The sequence below is a fragment of the Micromonospora sp. CPCC 205561 genome (genome assembly GCF_036906775.1).
In the GTDB taxonomy this organism is placed as follows: domain Bacteria; phylum Actinomycetota; class Actinomycetes; order Mycobacteriales; family Micromonosporaceae; genus Micromonospora.
In genome coordinates this window covers 1-13995 of the sequence record NZ_JBAKHV010000010.1, presented here as the reverse complement: position 1 = coordinate 13995, position 13995 = coordinate 1, and the positions used below count along the sequence as shown (strand labels likewise).

Annotated in this window: 12 protein-coding genes and 1 pseudogene; 4 read left to right on the top strand and 9 right to left on the bottom strand. The window is 72.7% G+C overall.

Going from position 1 to position 13995, the window contains the following annotated elements; genetic code table 11:
* The first annotated feature begins 49 nt into the window (after window positions 1–49).
* Window positions 50–1801 carry a 2-isopropylmalate synthase gene (gene leuA / locus V6V16_RS08470; RefSeq protein WP_334561168.1) on the top strand — a complete coding sequence of 584 codons (1752 nt, stop codon included), beginning with the start codon at window positions 50–52 and terminating at the stop codon, window positions 1799–1801.
* A gap of 52 nt (window positions 1802–1853) precedes the next feature.
* Here leuA and V6V16_RS08465 read toward each other — a convergent pair whose 3' ends face one another.
* Window positions 1854–3290 carry an MFS transporter gene (locus V6V16_RS08465; protein WP_334561167.1) on the bottom strand — a complete coding sequence of 479 codons (1437 nt, stop codon included), beginning with the start codon at window positions 3288–3290 and terminating at the stop codon, window positions 1854–1856.
* Window positions 3291–3398: 108 nt separating this feature from the next.
* On the opposite strand from V6V16_RS08465, the gene V6V16_RS08460 reads away from it, so the two are divergent.
* Both V6V16_RS08460 and V6V16_RS08455 read left to right on the top strand, forming a co-directional pair.
* Window positions 3399–4058, top strand: a complete 660-nt coding sequence (locus V6V16_RS08460; protein WP_334561165.1) for an HNH endonuclease family protein — start codon at window positions 3399–3401, stop codon at window positions 4056–4058.
* On the top strand, window positions 4040–4495 hold the full coding sequence (locus V6V16_RS08455; protein WP_334561162.1) for a hypothetical protein: 456 nt from the start codon (window positions 4040–4042) through the stop codon (window positions 4493–4495). Before V6V16_RS08460 ends, V6V16_RS08455 begins: the two co-directional genes overlap by 19 nt.
* 63 nt (window positions 4496–4558) lie before the next feature.
* Here the strand turns inward: V6V16_RS08455 and V6V16_RS08450 are convergent, their stop codons facing one another.
* The 7 genes from V6V16_RS08450 to V6V16_RS08420 form a co-directional block, all read right to left on the bottom strand.
* Window positions 4559–5662 carry an ABC transporter ATP-binding protein gene (locus V6V16_RS08450; RefSeq protein ID WP_334561160.1) on the bottom strand — a complete coding sequence of 368 codons (1104 nt, stop codon included), beginning with the start codon at window positions 5660–5662 and terminating at the stop codon, window positions 4559–4561.
* Window positions 5659–6843 (bottom strand): ABC transporter ATP-binding protein, encoded by a 1185-nt coding sequence (locus V6V16_RS08445; protein ID WP_334561158.1) that lies wholly within the window; start codon window positions 6841–6843, stop codon window positions 5659–5661. Before V6V16_RS08445 ends, V6V16_RS08450 begins: the two co-directional genes overlap by 4 nt.
* Window positions 6844–6965: 122 nt before the next feature.
* Window positions 6966–7934, bottom strand: coding sequence for an ABC transporter permease (locus V6V16_RS08440; protein WP_334561156.1), 969 nt, complete (start codon window positions 7932–7934; stop codon window positions 6966–6968).
* Window positions 7931–8935, bottom strand: a complete 1005-nt coding sequence (locus V6V16_RS08435; protein ID WP_334561154.1) for an ABC transporter permease — start codon at window positions 8933–8935, stop codon at window positions 7931–7933. The genes V6V16_RS08440 and V6V16_RS08435 overlap by 4 nt, the downstream gene beginning before the upstream one ends.
* A gap of 77 nt (window positions 8936–9012) precedes the next feature.
* Entirely contained in the window at window positions 9013–10677 is a 1665-nt protein-coding gene (locus V6V16_RS08430; protein WP_334561151.1) for an ABC transporter substrate-binding protein, read from the bottom strand.
* A 322-nt stretch (window positions 10678–10999) separates the two neighbouring features.
* A complete protein-coding gene (gene recR / locus V6V16_RS08425) occupies window positions 11000–11593 on the bottom strand; it encodes a recombination mediator RecR (RefSeq protein ID WP_334561149.1) in 594 nt (197 codons plus the stop codon).
* A 7-nt stretch (window positions 11594–11600) separates the two neighbouring features.
* Window positions 11601–11909 carry a YbaB/EbfC family nucleoid-associated protein gene (locus tag V6V16_RS08420; protein ID WP_334561330.1) on the bottom strand — a complete coding sequence of 103 codons (309 nt, stop codon included), beginning with the start codon at window positions 11907–11909 and terminating at the stop codon, window positions 11601–11603.
* A gap of 177 nt (window positions 11910–12086) precedes the next feature.
* Here V6V16_RS08420 and V6V16_RS08415 point away from each other — a divergent pair, with 177 nt between their 5' ends.
* Entirely contained in the window at window positions 12087–13142 is a 1056-nt protein-coding gene (locus tag V6V16_RS08415) for a DUF2332 domain-containing protein (RefSeq protein WP_334561148.1), read from the top strand.
* 64 nt (window positions 13143–13206) lie between these two features.
* Here the strand turns inward: V6V16_RS08415 and V6V16_RS08410 are convergent.
* Window positions 13207–13995, bottom strand: a pseudogene (locus V6V16_RS08410) (DNA polymerase III subunit gamma and tau); the annotation flags it as partial.

Below are 13995 nucleotides of genomic sequence, written 5' to 3'. Positions count from 1 at the left end.
CGACACCTTTCCGATTGCTGACGCCACATGTTCCAGGGAGCACTCCGTCATGGCTCAACCCGTCACCGACGCTGAGACCGATCCGATCGCCCGGCAGCGTCCGAGCCGGATGCCGTACCACCGCTACCAGCCGTACCGGCAGCAGTTCCGGCTCGGCCTGCCCGACCGCACCTGGCCGGCGCGGCACGTCGAGGCCGCGCCGCGCTGGTGCGCGGTGGACCTGCGCGACGGCAACCAGGCGCTGATCGACCCGATGTCGCCGGAGCGCAAGCGCCGGATGTTCCAGCTGCTCGTGCAGATGGGCTACAAGGAGATCGAGGTCGGCTTCCCCTCGGCCAGCCAGACGGACTACGACTTCGTGCGGCAGCTCATCGAGCAGGACCTGATCCCCTCCGACGTCACGATCCAGGTGCTCACCCAGTGCCGGGAGCACCTGATCGAGCGCACCTTCGAGTCGCTGCGCGGCGCGCGGCGGGCGATCGTGCACTTCTACAACTCGACCTCCACGCTCCAGCGGCGGGTGGTCTTCGGGCTGGACCGCGACGGCATCGCCGACATCGCCACCCAGGGCGCGCGGCTCTGCCGCAAGTACGCGGAGATCCACACCCCCGACACGGACATCTACTACGAGTACTCGCCCGAGTCCTACACGGGCACGGAGCTCGAGTACGCGCTGGAGGTCTGCGCCAAGGTCATCGAGGTGATCGACCCGACCCCGGACCGCAAGCTGATCGTCAACCTGCCGGCCACCGTCGAGATGGCCATGCCGAACGTCTACGCCGACTCGATCGAGTGGATGCACCGGCACCTGCCCCGGCGGGACAGCCTGGTGCTCAGCCTGCATCCGCACAACGACCGGGGCACCGGCGTCGCCGCCGCCGAGCTGGGGCTGCTGGCCGGCGCGGACCGGGTCGAGGGCTGCCTGTTCGGCAACGGCGAGCGCACCGGCAACGTCGACCTGGTGACGCTGGGGCTCAACCTCTTCTCCCAGGGCGTCGACCCGATGATCGACTTCTCGAACATCGACGAGGTGCGCCGCGCCGTCGAGTACTGCAACCAGCTCCCGGTGCACGAGCGCCACCCGTACGCGGGCGACCTCGTCTACACCGCCTTCTCCGGCTCCCACCAGGACGCGATCAAGAAGGGCTTCGACGCGCTCGCCAGGGACGCGGCGGCGGCCGGGGTGCCGATCGACCAGCACACCTGGGCGGTGCCCTACCTGCCGATCGACCCGAAGGACCTGGGCCGCACCTACGAGGCGGTCATCCGGGTCAACTCGCAGTCCGGCAAGGGCGGCGTCGCGTACATCATGAAGAGCGAGCACCAGCTCGACCTGCCGCGCCGGCTCCAGATCGAGTTCTCCGGCGTGGTCCAGCAGGTGACCGACCACGACGGTGGCGAGGTCGACCCGGGCACGATGTGGGAGATCTTCGCCGCGCACTACCTGCTCGACCACCAGGTCGACCCGGCGCTCACCCTCGACGGCTACGCCATCGGCACCGCCGAGGGCAAGGTCGAGATCGAGGCCCGCGTCGGCCTGGGCGGGGAGCCCCGCTCGCTGACCGCCGTCGGCAACGGCCCGATCGACGCGTACGTCAGCGCGCTCCAGTCGGTGGGCGTGGCGGTACGGGTGCTCGACTACCACGAGCACGCGCTCTCCTCCGGCGGGGACGCGCAGGCCGCCGCGTACGTGGAATGCGAGGTCGACGGTCGTACGGTCTGGGGCGTCGGCACCGACGCCAACATCGTCACCGCCTCCGTGAAGGCCGTGACGAGCGCGGTCAACCGCGCCCGCGCCTGACGGGTGGGCCGGGCCGCCTGCCGACGCGTGGGTGTCGACGGGCGGCCCCGCCTCACTTCCGGGGCGGGCGGTGGATGAGCAGGGCGGCCATCGCCGCCCCGGCCAGCAGCAGGCCGGCGCACCAGAGCATCGCGCCCCGGTAGGCGCCGGTCAGCGCGGCCCGCTGCGCGTAGCCGGTGCCGGAGAGCCCGACCAGCAGCGGGAGCGCCGCCACCGCCAGCAGGCCCCCGGCCCGGGAAGCGGCGTTGTTGAAGCCGCTCGCCACGCCGGCGAACCGGTCGTCGACGGCGGCCAGCACGGAGGCGGTCAGCGGCGCCACCACCAGCGTCAGCCCGGCCCCGAAGAGCACCACGCCGGGCAGCACGTCCCGCCAGTAAGACGCGTCGGGGTCGACACCGCGCAGCAGCACCAGCCCGGCGGCGGCGACCACCGGCCCGACGGTCAGCGGCAGCCGCGGTCCGATCCGCGCCGACAACGCGCCGGCCCGGGCCGAGCCGACGAGCAGCAGCACGGTCATCGGCAGCAGCGCGACCCCGGTGAGCAACGCCGACCAGCCGACCACGTTCTGCAGGTAGACGGCGAGGAAGAAGGTGAACCCGCCGAGCGCCGCGTAGACCAGCACGGTGTAGACGTTCAGCACGGAGAAGAGCCGGCTGCCGAAGAGGCCGGTGGGCAGCATCGCGCTCTCCCCCCGACGCCGCTCGACCAGCACGAAGGCCACCGCGCCGAGCAGGCCGGCCAGCACGGCCGCCAACACCGGCACCGAGTCGACACCCCGGACCGGGGCGTCGATCAGCGCGTACGTCACGCCGGCCAGGGCGAGCGCGCCGAGCAGCGCGCCGGTCACGTCGAACCGGCGGCGCCGCCGCCCCGGCCCCGCCGTGCGTGACGCGGCCTCGTCCCGGCTCTCCGGCACCCAGCGCAGCGCGGCGAGCACCACCAGCACGGCCAGCGGCAGGTTCAGGAAGAAGATCCACCGCCAGGAGAGCGCGTCGATCAGCCAGCCGCCGACGAACGGCCCGAGCGCGGTGGAGACGCCGGAGAGCCCCGACCACGCGCCGATGGCGCGGCCCCGGTGGTCCGGGTGGAAGCTCGACTGGAGCACCGCCAGCGAACCCGGGGTGAGCAGCGCGCCCCCGGCGCCCTGGAGGAACCGGGCCGCGACCAGCCATTCCGTGCTCTGCGCCAGGCCGCAGAGCAGCGACGCGACGGTGAACCAGACCACCCCGAGCAGGAAGACCCGCCGCCGCCCGAAGCGGTCGCCGAGCGCGCCGCCGAGCAGGACGAAGGCGGCGAGCATCAGCAGGTAGCCGTTGACCGTCCACTGGAGCCCGGCGACGGTGGCGCCGAGGTCGGCGCCGAGCCGGGGCAGGGCCACGTTGACCACCGTGCTGTCCAGGAAGACCATGCCGGAGGCGAGGACGGCCGCGAGCAGGGTGCCCCGTCCGTCGGCGGTACCCAGCCGGAGGGCGGGCGGGTTTTCGGTCATGGCGTCCAATCTGCCGTGCACGATATGAGAGACGCCACGAATCGCCGAAACCACACCCGGGTACTGTGCGGGATCGCCGGGAGCCCGCAAGCTGGAGAGGTGTCGTCTGTGCGTACCAGATCAGGACCGCGCGCCGCGGTGACGGCCGCACTGGCCGCGGCGCTGGCGCTCGGCGCGGCCGGCTGCGCCGCCGTCGACGAGCCGGACAGCCCCCCGAGCAGCGGCGGGGGCGACGTCGGGCAGAAGCTCTCCCAGCTGACCGTGGCCAACGCGGGGTCGATGAAGGGCTACAGCCGGGAGCGCTTCCCGCACTGGCGGGACACCGGCAAGAACTGCGACGTACGCGACAACGTGCTGAAGCGCGACGGGGAGGACATCAAGCTCTCCGGCTGCAACGTGGTCGACGGCCGCTGGGAGAGCGTGTACGACAGCCGGGCCCTGACCGACCCGTCCGACGTGGACATCGACCACATGGTGCCGCTGGCCAACGCGTGGCGTTCCGGCGCCGACGAGTGGGACGACGCGAAGCGTGGCGAGTTCGCCAACGACCTGGACCGGCCGCAGCTCATCGCGGTTTCCGCGTCCTCCAACCGGGCAAAGGGTGACCAGGACCCGTCCCAGTGGAAGCCGGCGAACCGGTCGTTCTGGTGCCAGTACGCCGAGAACTGGGTGACGGTCAAGCACCACTGGCGGCTGACGATCACCAATGCCGAGAAGGCCGCCCTGACCGACATGTTGGAGGGCTGCACATGGGCGAGCAAGCCGTGACCGGGGCCGGGTCGACCCCCGCGCCGGAGCAGACGCCGGCGGCCACCGCCGGGGCAGCCGCGGCGGGCGCCGGCGGCGCGTCGGCCGGGCCGACCACGGCCGGCATGACCGCGGACGGCGCGGCCGGCACGACCACCGGGGTACCGGGGGCGGGGATGGCCGCCGACGCCGAGGGCACGTCGACCGCCGCGCGGGAGCTGGCGGCCGACATCGTGCCCGGCCCCGGCGGGGTGATGACCGACGAGGTCGGGGTGGTCACCGGCGAGCTGACCCTGCGCACCGCCCACGCCGACGGCCAGGTGACGCTGACGGTGCAGTACAAGGACGCCGACGAGTGGTACGCGGTCAGCGGCGGCCGGGTCGCGCTGACCGACCCGGCGGGGCTGGACGCGGTGCACGGCATCGCGGTCGCCCTGCTGCACCGCCCCGAGGGCTGACCCGGCCGGCGCGCGGGCCGGCCGGACGCGGCCCCTGCGCCGGGGCCGCGTCCGTGAACCGGGTCAGACGTAGGAGCCCGGCTCGCTGGGGGCGGAGACGGTGTGCGGCTCCTCGCCCTCGCCGACCGGGCGGGTGAGCTGCACGCTGACCTTGTGCGGTCGCAGCTCGCCGCTGGCGATCGACTCGGCCCAGTGGCAGGCGACCCGGCTGCCGCCGATGTCGCGCAGCGCGGGCCGTTCCTGCGCGCAGCGGGTGGGCTGCGCCCAGGGGCAGCGGGTGTGGAACCGGCAGCCCGCCGGCGGGTTGGCCGGTGACGGCAGGTCGCCGGCGAGCAGGATGCGCTCGCGGCGGTCCTCCACGTCCGGGTCCGGCACCGGCACCGCCGACATCAGCGCCCGGGTGTACGGGTGCAGCGGCTCGGTGTAGAGCCGGTCGCTCGGCGCCTCCTCGACCAGCGCGCCCAGGTACATCACGCCGACGGTGTCGGAGATGTGCCGCACCACCGCGAGGTCGTGCGCGATCACCAGGTAGGTCAGGCCGAGGCTCTCCTGGAGTTCGTCGAGAAGGTTCACCACCTGGGCCTGGATCGACACGTCGAGCGCGGAGACCGGCTCGTCGGCGACGATCAGCTCGGGTCCGAGCACCAGCGCGCGGGCGATGCCGATGCGCTGCCGCTGGCCGCCGGAGAACTCGTGCGGGTAGCGGGAGAGCGCCCAGCGGGGCAGCCCCACCGCGTCCAGCGTCTCGCCGATGATCCGCCGCCGCTCGTCCCGGTTGCCGCCGATGCCGTGGGTCTGCAACCCCTCGGTGAGGATCGACTCGACGTTCTGCCGGGGGTCGAGGCTCGACATCGGGTCCTGGAAGATCATCTGCATCCGGCGGCGCATCGACCGCAGCTTGCCCGCCGGCAGCGTGGTCAGCTCGACGCCGTCGAACCTGACCTCGCCCGCGGTGGGCGGGGTGAGCTGGAGCAGCGCCCGGCCCAGCGTGGACTTGCCGCAGCCGGACTCGCCGACCAGGCCGTACGTCCTGCCGCGCGCGATGCTCAGGTCGACGCCGTCGACGGCCTTCACGTGGCCGACCGTCCGGTCCAGGATCACGCCCCGCCGGATCGGGAAGTGCACCTTCAGGTCGCGGACCTCGACGAGGATGTCGTTCTCGGTCACGGCTTCTCCTCCTCGCGCGGGGCGGGCACCGGGCCCGTGGTCGCCGGCGCCGCCGGAACGCTCGTGTCCGGCGCGGCCTGCGCCGGGACGCCCGTGGCCGAAGCCCGCTCCGCCGGGACGTTACCGGCCGAGGCCCGCGCGGCCGGGGCGTCGGGGGTCGCCACCGGCGCCGCCGACCCGCCGCCGGGCCCCGGGGGCACGGTGCCGGGCACCGGCGCGGGGTTGACGCAACGGTAGCTGCGGCCGTCGTGGGTGAGCACCAGCGCGGGCGGCTCTCCCACGCACTCGTCCACCCGCCGGGCGCAGCGCGGCGCGAAGGCGCAGCCGTCCGGCCAGGGCAGGAGGTCGCGGACCGAGCCGGGGATCGGGTTGAGCCGCTCGCCGCGCCCGGCGTCCAGGCGCGGCACCGAGCCGAGCAGCCCCACCGTGTACGGGTGCCGGGGCTCGCGGAACAGCGGGCGCCGGCGGGCCGTCTCCACCACCCGGCCCGCGTAGAGCACGTTGATGGTGTCGCACATGCCGGCGACCACACCCAGGTCGTGCGTGATCATCACCAGGGCGGTGCCGGAGTCGCGGACCAGTTCCTTGAGCAGCTCCAGGATCTGCGCCTGGATGGTGACGTCCAGCGCCGTGGTCGGCTCGTCGGCGATCAGCAGCCGGGGCTTGCAGGCCACGGCCATCGCGATCAGGGCCCGCTGCCGCATGCCGCCGGAGAGCTGGTGCGGGTACTCCTTCAGCCGGCGCTTCGGGTCGGGGATGCCGACCCGGTCCAGCAGCGCCGCGGCCTCCTTCTCGGCCGCCGCGCCCCGCATCCCCCGGTGCCGCGTGAGCACCTCGGTGACCTGCAGGCCGATCGGGATCACCGGGTTCAGCGAGGAGAGCGGGTCCTGGAAGATCATGGCGACGTCCCGGCCCCGGATGTCCCGCCGGGACCGGTCGTCGAGCTGGAGCAGGTCGGTGCCGTCGAAGACCGCCTTGCCGCCGACCCGCAGGCCCGGCTGCTTGGGCAGCAGACCCATGATCGCCAGCGAGGTGACGCTCTTGCCGCAGCCGGACTCGCCCACCAGACCGACCACCTCGCCCGCGTCGACGGAGAAGGAGACCCCGTCGACCGCGTGCACGGTGCGCTGACCGCGCCGGGCGAAGGTGACGGAGAGCTCGTCCACTTCGAGTAGTGCCATTACCGGCCTTCCCTTCGCGACTGCGGGGCTCGCAAGCTCACTCCTCGCGCTTCACGCTCTACCGACCCCGCTCGCGACTGCGGGGCTCGCAAGCTCACTCCTCGCGCTTCACGCATGCCGACCTACTTCCGCAGCTTCGGGTCGAGAGCCTCACGCATCGCCTCACCGAGCAGGGTGAAGCCGAGCGCGGTGATGATGATCGCGACCGCCGGGTAGATCGCCAGCCCGGGCCGGATGCCGAGGTACTGCTGCGCGTCGGCGAGCATGACGCCCCACTCCGGCACGGCCGTGTCGGGATTGCCGAGGCCGAGGAAGGAGAGCGCGGCCGCCTCGATGATCGCGGTCGCCAGGGTCAGGGTGGCCTGCACGATCACCGGGGCGAGCGAGTTCGGCACCACGTGGGTGAGTGCGATCTTGGACTTCTTGACGCCCAGGGCGGTGGCGGCCAGCACGTAGTCGCTGTTGGCCTGGGAGATCATCGAGCCGCGCAGCAGGCGGGCGAAGACCGGTACGGAGACCACGCCGACCGCGATCATCACGGTGGTCAGGCTGGCCCCGAGCAGGGCCGCGATGCTCACCGCCAGCAGCAGGCTGGGCAGCGCCAGCATCATGTCGACGACCCGCATGAGCGCGGTGTCGATCGCCCGGCCCCACCGGCCGCCCAGGCCGGCGGACGCGCCGGCGACCCCGCCGATGACCGCGCCGATCGCCAGGCCGATCAGGGTGGAGACCACGCCGACCAGCAGGGTCTGCCGGGCACCGACGATCATCCGGCTGAAGACGTCGCGGCCCTGGTGGTCGAAGCCCAACCAGTGCTCGCCCGAGGCCCCCGGGATGATCCCCTGGCCCGACTTCACCAGCCCCTCGCGGATGCCGATCGCGTCGGTCGGCCCGTACGGGACGAGGAACGGCCCGATCACCGCCACCAGGACGAAGAGCACCAGGATGACCGCGCCGATGATCGCCGCGGGGTTGCGCCGCAGCCGGCGGAACGCCTCCTGCCAGAGGCTGACGCCGCGCTCGTCGTCCCGCGCGGCCAGCTCGGAGAGGCGGTCGAGCTTCTCCTTCTTCTTGCTCGTGCTGATCGTCATCGCACCCTCACCCTCGGGTCGATCAGGCTGTAGGAGAGGTCGACCAAAAGGTTCACCAGCACGTACACCACCGCAATGATCATGATGAAGCCCATCAGTACCGGGTAGTCCCGGTGGCCGATCGCGTCGTAGATGAACGCCCCGATGCCGCTGAAGGCGAAGACGGTCTCGGTCAGCACCGCTCCGGAGAGCAGGCCGCCGGTGAGCAGGCCGATCGAGGTGACCACCGGCAGCATCGCGTTGCGCAGCACGTGCCGGCGACGGACGGTCCGCTCGGTGAGGCCCTTCGCCTCCGCCGTGCGGACGAAGTCCTCGTTGAGCACCTCCAGCACGCTGGCCCGGGTGATCCGGACGATGATCGCCAGGGGGATGCTGGCCAGCGCCACGCCCGGCAGCACCAGATGCCAGAGCGCGTCGGCCGCGGCGTCCCACTCCCGGGTCATCAGGCCGTCGAGGACGAAGAAGTTGGTGACCCGGGTCGCGCCGAGCGTCGGGTCCTGCCGGCCGCTCGACGGGAACCAGCCGAGGTTCTCCGAGAAGATCGCCTTCAGCACGTACGCCAGGAAGAAGACGGGGATGCAGATGCCGATCAGCGAGCCACCCACCGAGGCGTGGTCGAGCAGTTGGCCGCGGCGGCGGGCGGCCAGGTAGCCGAGCGGGATACCGAGCCCGATCGCGATCACCAGCGCCATGACCGTCAGCTCGACGGTGCCCGGGAAACGCTCCAGGAACTCGGTGGTGACCGCCCGCCTGGTGTTGGTCGACGTGCCCAGGTCCAGCCGGAGCAGCCGCCGGACGAACCGGCCGTACTGCACCAGGATCGGCTCGTCCAGGCCCATGTTGCGCCGGATGGCGGCACGCATCTCGGGCGTACCGCGCTCGCCGAGGATGGCGGTCTCGGGACCGCCGGGCAGCCGGCGGAGCCAGATGAAGAGCAGGAGGGAGAGCCCGAACAGCGTCGGTATCAGCTGGAGCAGGCGTCTGACGATGAACCGGAACACGGCGGCCTCGAAGGGGGTACGGAGGGTCGCGGGCGGACGCTGTCGAAACAGCGCCCGCCCGCGTTCGGAGCGTCAGATCAGGACTTGAACTCGGCGGTGCCGAACCGCTCGTCGGTGAGCGGGCTCGCCTTGACCCCGGTCACGTCCTTGCCGAACACGATGGCCGGCGGCGAGTGCGACACCGGGACACCGGGCAGGAAGTCCATGATGGCCTTGTTCAGGGCCTTGTACTTCTCGGTCCGGGCCGCCACGTCGGCGGTGGTGTCGGCGTCCTTGAACTGGGCGAACAGGGCCGCGTTCGTGAAGCCCCACTCGGCCTTCGGCCGGTCGAAGAAGGTGCCGATGAAGTTGTACGCGTCGCCGTAGTCACCGGTCCAGCCGAGGAAGTGCAGGTCGTGCTTGTTGCCCGAGGTGGTCGCGTTCAGGTAGTCCGGGCTCCACTTCAGCGGGATGGCCTGGACGTTGATGCCGACCGCCTTGAGGTCCGCCGAGAGCAGCTCGAAGATGTCCTTCGGGCTCGGCATGTAGGGCCGGGTGACCTCGGTCGGGTAGTGGAACCGCAGGGTCAGGTTGGTCGCGCCGGCCTCGGCCAGCAGCGTCTTGGCCTTCTCCGGGTTGTAGTCGTACTTGGTGACGTCGCCGTTCCAGCCCTCGACGGTGTCCGGCATGAAGTTCTCGGCGACCTTGGCGCCCGGGGGCAGCTTCGAGTCGACCAGGGCCTGCCGGTTCAGCGCGTGCGCGATGGCCTGGCGGACCTTCACGTCGGCGAGCTTCGGGTTGCCCTTCTGGTTGATGGCCAGGTAGAGGACGTTGAACGCCGGGCGGGTCAGGACGTTGAAGCCCTCACCCTTCAGCGGCTCGACGTCGGCCGGGCCGACCAGGTCGTACCCCTGGATGTCGCCGGAACGCAGCGCCTGCTTGCGCGCGTTCTCGTCGGAGATGGTCTTGAAGATCAGGGTCTTCAGCTTGGCCTTGTTGCCGGCGTAGTCCTCGTTGCGCTCCAGGGTGAGCGTCTTGTTCGCGACGTCCCAGGACTTGAACTTGAACGGACCGGTGCCGGTCGGGTGCTCCATCGCGTAGGACGGGTACTTGATGTCGTCGGCGGTGCCGCTCACGTTGCTGGCGTCGTACTGCTCCAGCGCCTTCGGGCTGTGCATGGAGAACGACGGCAGCATCAACGCGGCGGGGATCTTGCTGGAGACCCGGGTGAAGCTCAGGTCGACCGTCGTGGCGTCCTTGGCGGTGCAGGACTTGAAGAGGCTCGCCGGCAGCTCCGCGTTCTCGTTCTTCGCGAAGCCACCCATGACGTCCTGCCAGTACGCGGTCACGTCCGGGCTCTGCATGAGGCCCTTGGCGTTGTACCAGCGGTCGAAGTTCTTGCAGACGGCCTCGGCGTTGAATTCGGCGCCGTCGTGGAACTTCACGCCCGAGCGGAGCTTGAAGGTCCACGTGGTGCCGGCGGCGTCCGGGGTCCAGGACTCGGCCAGGCCGGGGGTGACCTTGGTGCCACCCTCCTCCGGACGGACCAGCGTCTCGAAGACCTGACGCGCCACGCGCAGCGACTCACCGTCGCTGGCGAAGCTCGGGTCCAGCACCTTCGGGTCTCCGGCTACGCCGAAGACCAGGGTGTCCTTCTTGCTACCGCCGGAACTGTCATCGCGGTCGCTCTCGGCGCAGCCTGCTACCGCGAGGGCCGCGACCGCGACGGCCGCGATGGCGACCTTCGGCCTGGATGCACGCATGGGTGCTTCACCTCGTCCTTGGGGGTACGGACAATCGTGGTGACAGGGGTCACCGATCGCCGTGACCTTAGCCCTCGTTCGGACCGGCGGGAAACCGTCGAGGAACCGGTTGGTACCGGATCGTGTCTTAACCGCTGCGCACCGCGCCGAAGGCACTTCCGGAGCACCACCAAAGGGGCATTACGTCCCGGTTGGTCGATGCGGATTTGTTACATCGATCGTCGCTGGCGTCGTACCCATGTCAGACCCCGGACTGGTCCCCGCGGCTGCGGACGACCATGGCCGGCACCCCGGATTCCGGTGCCGGCCATGGACGCGACGATCAGACGGCGCGGCGCCCCTCGAAGGCGCGACCGAGGGTGATCTCGTCGGCGTACTCCAGGTCTCCGCCGACCGGCAGGCCGCTCGCCAGCCGGGTCACCGCGATGCCCATCGGCTTGACCATCAGGGCGAGGTACGTCGCGGTCGCCTCGCCCTCGGTGTTCGGGTCGGTGGCGAGGATCAACTCCCGCACCGTGCCGTCGCTGAGCCGGGTCATCAGCTCGCGGATGCGCAGATTGTCCGGCCCGATCCCCTCCAGCGGATTGATCGCGCCGCCGAGCACGTGGTAGCGGCCCCGGAACTCGCCGGTCCGCTCGATCGCCACCACGTCCTTCGGCTCCTCGACCACGCAGAGCACCTCGTCGGTGCGGCGTGGGTCGCGGCAGATGCGGCAGCGTTCGGACTCGGCCACGTTGTAGCAACTGGTGCAGAACCGCACCAGTTCCTTGACCTTGCGCAACGCGCCCGCCAGCCGGTTGACGTCCGCCGGGTCCGCCGACAGGACGTGGAACGCGATCCGCTGGGCGCTCTTCGGGCCCACGCCCGGCAGCCGGCCCAGCTCGTCGATCAGATCCTGGATGGCGCCCTCGTACATCTGCCGCTCAGAAACCGGGCAGGCCGAGGCCGCCCATGCCGCCGGAGACCGGGCCCATCTTCTTCTCGGTCAGCTCCCGGGCCGCCTCTGCCGCGTTGTGCATGGCGGCGACGACCAGATCCTCCAGGGTCTCCACGTCCTCCGGGTCCACCGCCTGCGGGTCGATCTTGATCGACTTCAGCTCCCCGGTGCCGGCGACCGTGGCGGTGACCAGGCCGCCGCCGGCGGTGCCGGTCAGCTCCGCCTCGGCGAGCTCGGCCTGCGCCTTGGCGATCTGCTGCTGCATCTTCTGCGCCTGCTTCAGCATCTGCTGCATGTTCGGCTGTCCACCTGGGCGCACGGATGGCTCCTTCTCGCACTCGTCTGCTCGGCCGCCGTTCAGCCTATCCGCTGTGAGCAGCCTCGCCCCGCCCGGTGCTTCCCTGTCGGCGGCGCCTGACGCACGATCACGGGACCGACGTGACGGAGGTGCCGGATGTCCCGGGAACAGGCCGTGGCAGCCATCGAACGGCAGGCGCGGGCCTGCGCCGCGATGGACGCGGGCCTCTACGCCGACCTGCTGACCCGCGCCGCCGGGGACGTCCGGGCCGGCGGACCGTGCGCCACCGCCATCGCCGGGTACGAGGACGCCCCCGCCGACGACATCGTGTCGCTGCGCCTGCTCGCCGGGGTGCACGCGCTGGTGCTGACGGGCCGGGCGCCGCGGCTGGCCCCGTTCTATCCCAGCGCCGGCGGGGCGTACCGGGCGGCGGACGCCCCCGCCTGCTGGGCGGCGTTCCGGGCGGTCGTCGAGGCCGAGCACGACACGCTGCGCGGCTGGCTGCGCCGGCCGCCGCAGACCAACGAGGTCGGCCGGGCCAACCTGCTGCTGGCCGGCCTGCTGCACGCGACCCGGGAGGTCGGCGCGCTGCCGGTACGCCTGGTCGAGCTGGGCGCGAGCGGTGGGCTGAACCTGCTCGCCGACCGGTTCCGCGTCGAGGCCGCCGGCTTCGCCTGGGGGCCGCCCGACTCCCCGGTGGTGCTGCCGGACGCCTGGCGCGGCGGGGCGCCGCGATGGTTGCGGGCGGCGGCCGACGGGCACCCCGGGCTGACCGTGGTGGAGCGGCTCGGCTGCGACATCACCCCGCTCGACCCGGCCGACCCCGACGGCGCGCTCGCGCTGCGGGCGTACGTCTGGCCGCAGCACACCGCCCGCGCGGCCCGGCTGGCCGGCGCGCTGGAGCTGGTCCGGCGGCTGCCGGTCCGGGTCGCCGCGAAGGGGGCCGCCGACTTCCTGGCCGGGATCAGCCCGCGCCCCGGCACGCTCACGGTGGTGTGGCACTCGGTGATGCGGCAGTACGTGCCGGCCGACGAGTGGGCCCGGGTCACCGCCGAACTGGAGCGGCTGGCCGCCGAGGGCAGCGCCGACGCGCCGGTCGCGCACCTCTCCTTCGAGCCGCACCCGCGGGAGGCCCGGAACGACTTCCAGCTGCGCGCCCGGATCGGCACCGCGCCGGAGCGGCTGCTCGCCGAGGCGCACCCGCACGGCCTGCCCGCCTGGGCCGTCTGACCGCCCCACCCTCGTCACGCCCGTCGGGCGGGCGTCGTTCGGGGCCCGGGAAGCGGTCGACGCCCTACCGGGCGTCCACCTCGTCGATCTTCTCGGCGCCGAACGCCTCGCGGAGCAGCCGTACCGCCTGCTCCTCGCTGGACTCCCGGGCGGTCTTCTCGTCGATGACCTCGTCCAGCGGCTCGTCGCCGGGGTCGAAGCCCTCGAAGTTCGGGGCCGCCGGCCGGGCACCGCCGGGACGCCCCGCGCCGCCGCGCACCGGGCCGTCGAAGTCCGGGTCGTACGGCGGCTCGCCCGCCCACTCGGCGTCCGCGGTCTTCCGGGCCGGCTGGGTCGGACGCGGACCGCGTCCCGCCGCGGCCGCCCGCGCCGCCGCGATCGCGCTGTTCACCGGCGGGCCGGCGGGCGTCGCCTGCTGCGGCGCACCCGGGGGACCGGCCGGCTTCGGTACGCCCGCCGCGCCGCCCGCCGACGCGCCGGCGGTGGCCGCCGGCCCGGCGCTCGCGGAGGTGGCGGCCGGTGTCCCGGTCGTCGACGTGGCGGCCGGGGGGCCGCCCAACCGGGCCGGCTCCGGCCAGTCGTCGGCGTCGCCGGCATCCGGCGCGGAGCCACCCGGACGGGCGGGCTCGGGCCAGTCCTCGTCCCCACCGGCAGCGGCACCGGGCACGTCGCCGTTGCCGTTGGAACCCCCACCGGCCGGAGTGCCATTCGGACGGCCACCGGCAGCAGCGGCCGGACCGCTGCGCGAACCGTCACCGGACGGGCCGCCCGGGCCGTCGGCCGGCCCGGCTCCCGCGCCGCCGTGCGGGGCCGCCCCCGCGCCACCGGCGTGCGTCTCGGCCGCCGCGCCGCC

What these genes read in the sequence shown, in the direction of transcription:
- leuA (WP_334561168.1), top strand. Translation starts at nt 50, where the DNA reads ATGGCTCAACCCGTCACCGACGCTGAGACCGATCCGATCGCCCGGCAG.
- V6V16_RS08465 (WP_334561167.1), bottom strand. Translation starts at nt 3,290, where the DNA reads ATGACCGAAAACCCGCCCGCCCTCCGGCTGGGTACCGCCGACGGACGG.
- V6V16_RS08455 (WP_334561162.1), top strand. Translation starts at nt 4,040, where the DNA reads ATGGGCGAGCAAGCCGTGACCGGGGCCGGGTCGACCCCCGCGCCGGAG.
- V6V16_RS08445 (WP_334561158.1), bottom strand. Translation starts at nt 6,843, where the DNA reads ATGGCACTACTCGAAGTGGACGAGCTCTCCGTCACCTTCGCCCGGCGC.
- V6V16_RS08440 (WP_334561156.1), bottom strand. Translation starts at nt 7,934, where the DNA reads ATGACGATCAGCACGAGCAAGAAGAAGGAGAAGCTCGACCGCCTCTCC.
- V6V16_RS08430 (WP_334561151.1), bottom strand. Translation starts at nt 10,677, where the DNA reads ATGCGTGCATCCAGGCCGAAGGTCGCCATCGCGGCCGTCGCGGTCGCG.
- recR (WP_334561149.1), bottom strand. Translation starts at nt 11,593, where the DNA reads ATGTACGAGGGCGCCATCCAGGATCTGATCGACGAGCTGGGCCGGCTG.
- V6V16_RS08420 (WP_334561330.1), bottom strand. Translation starts at nt 11,909, where the DNA reads ATGCAGCAGATGCTGAAGCAGGCGCAGAAGATGCAGCAGCAGATCGCC.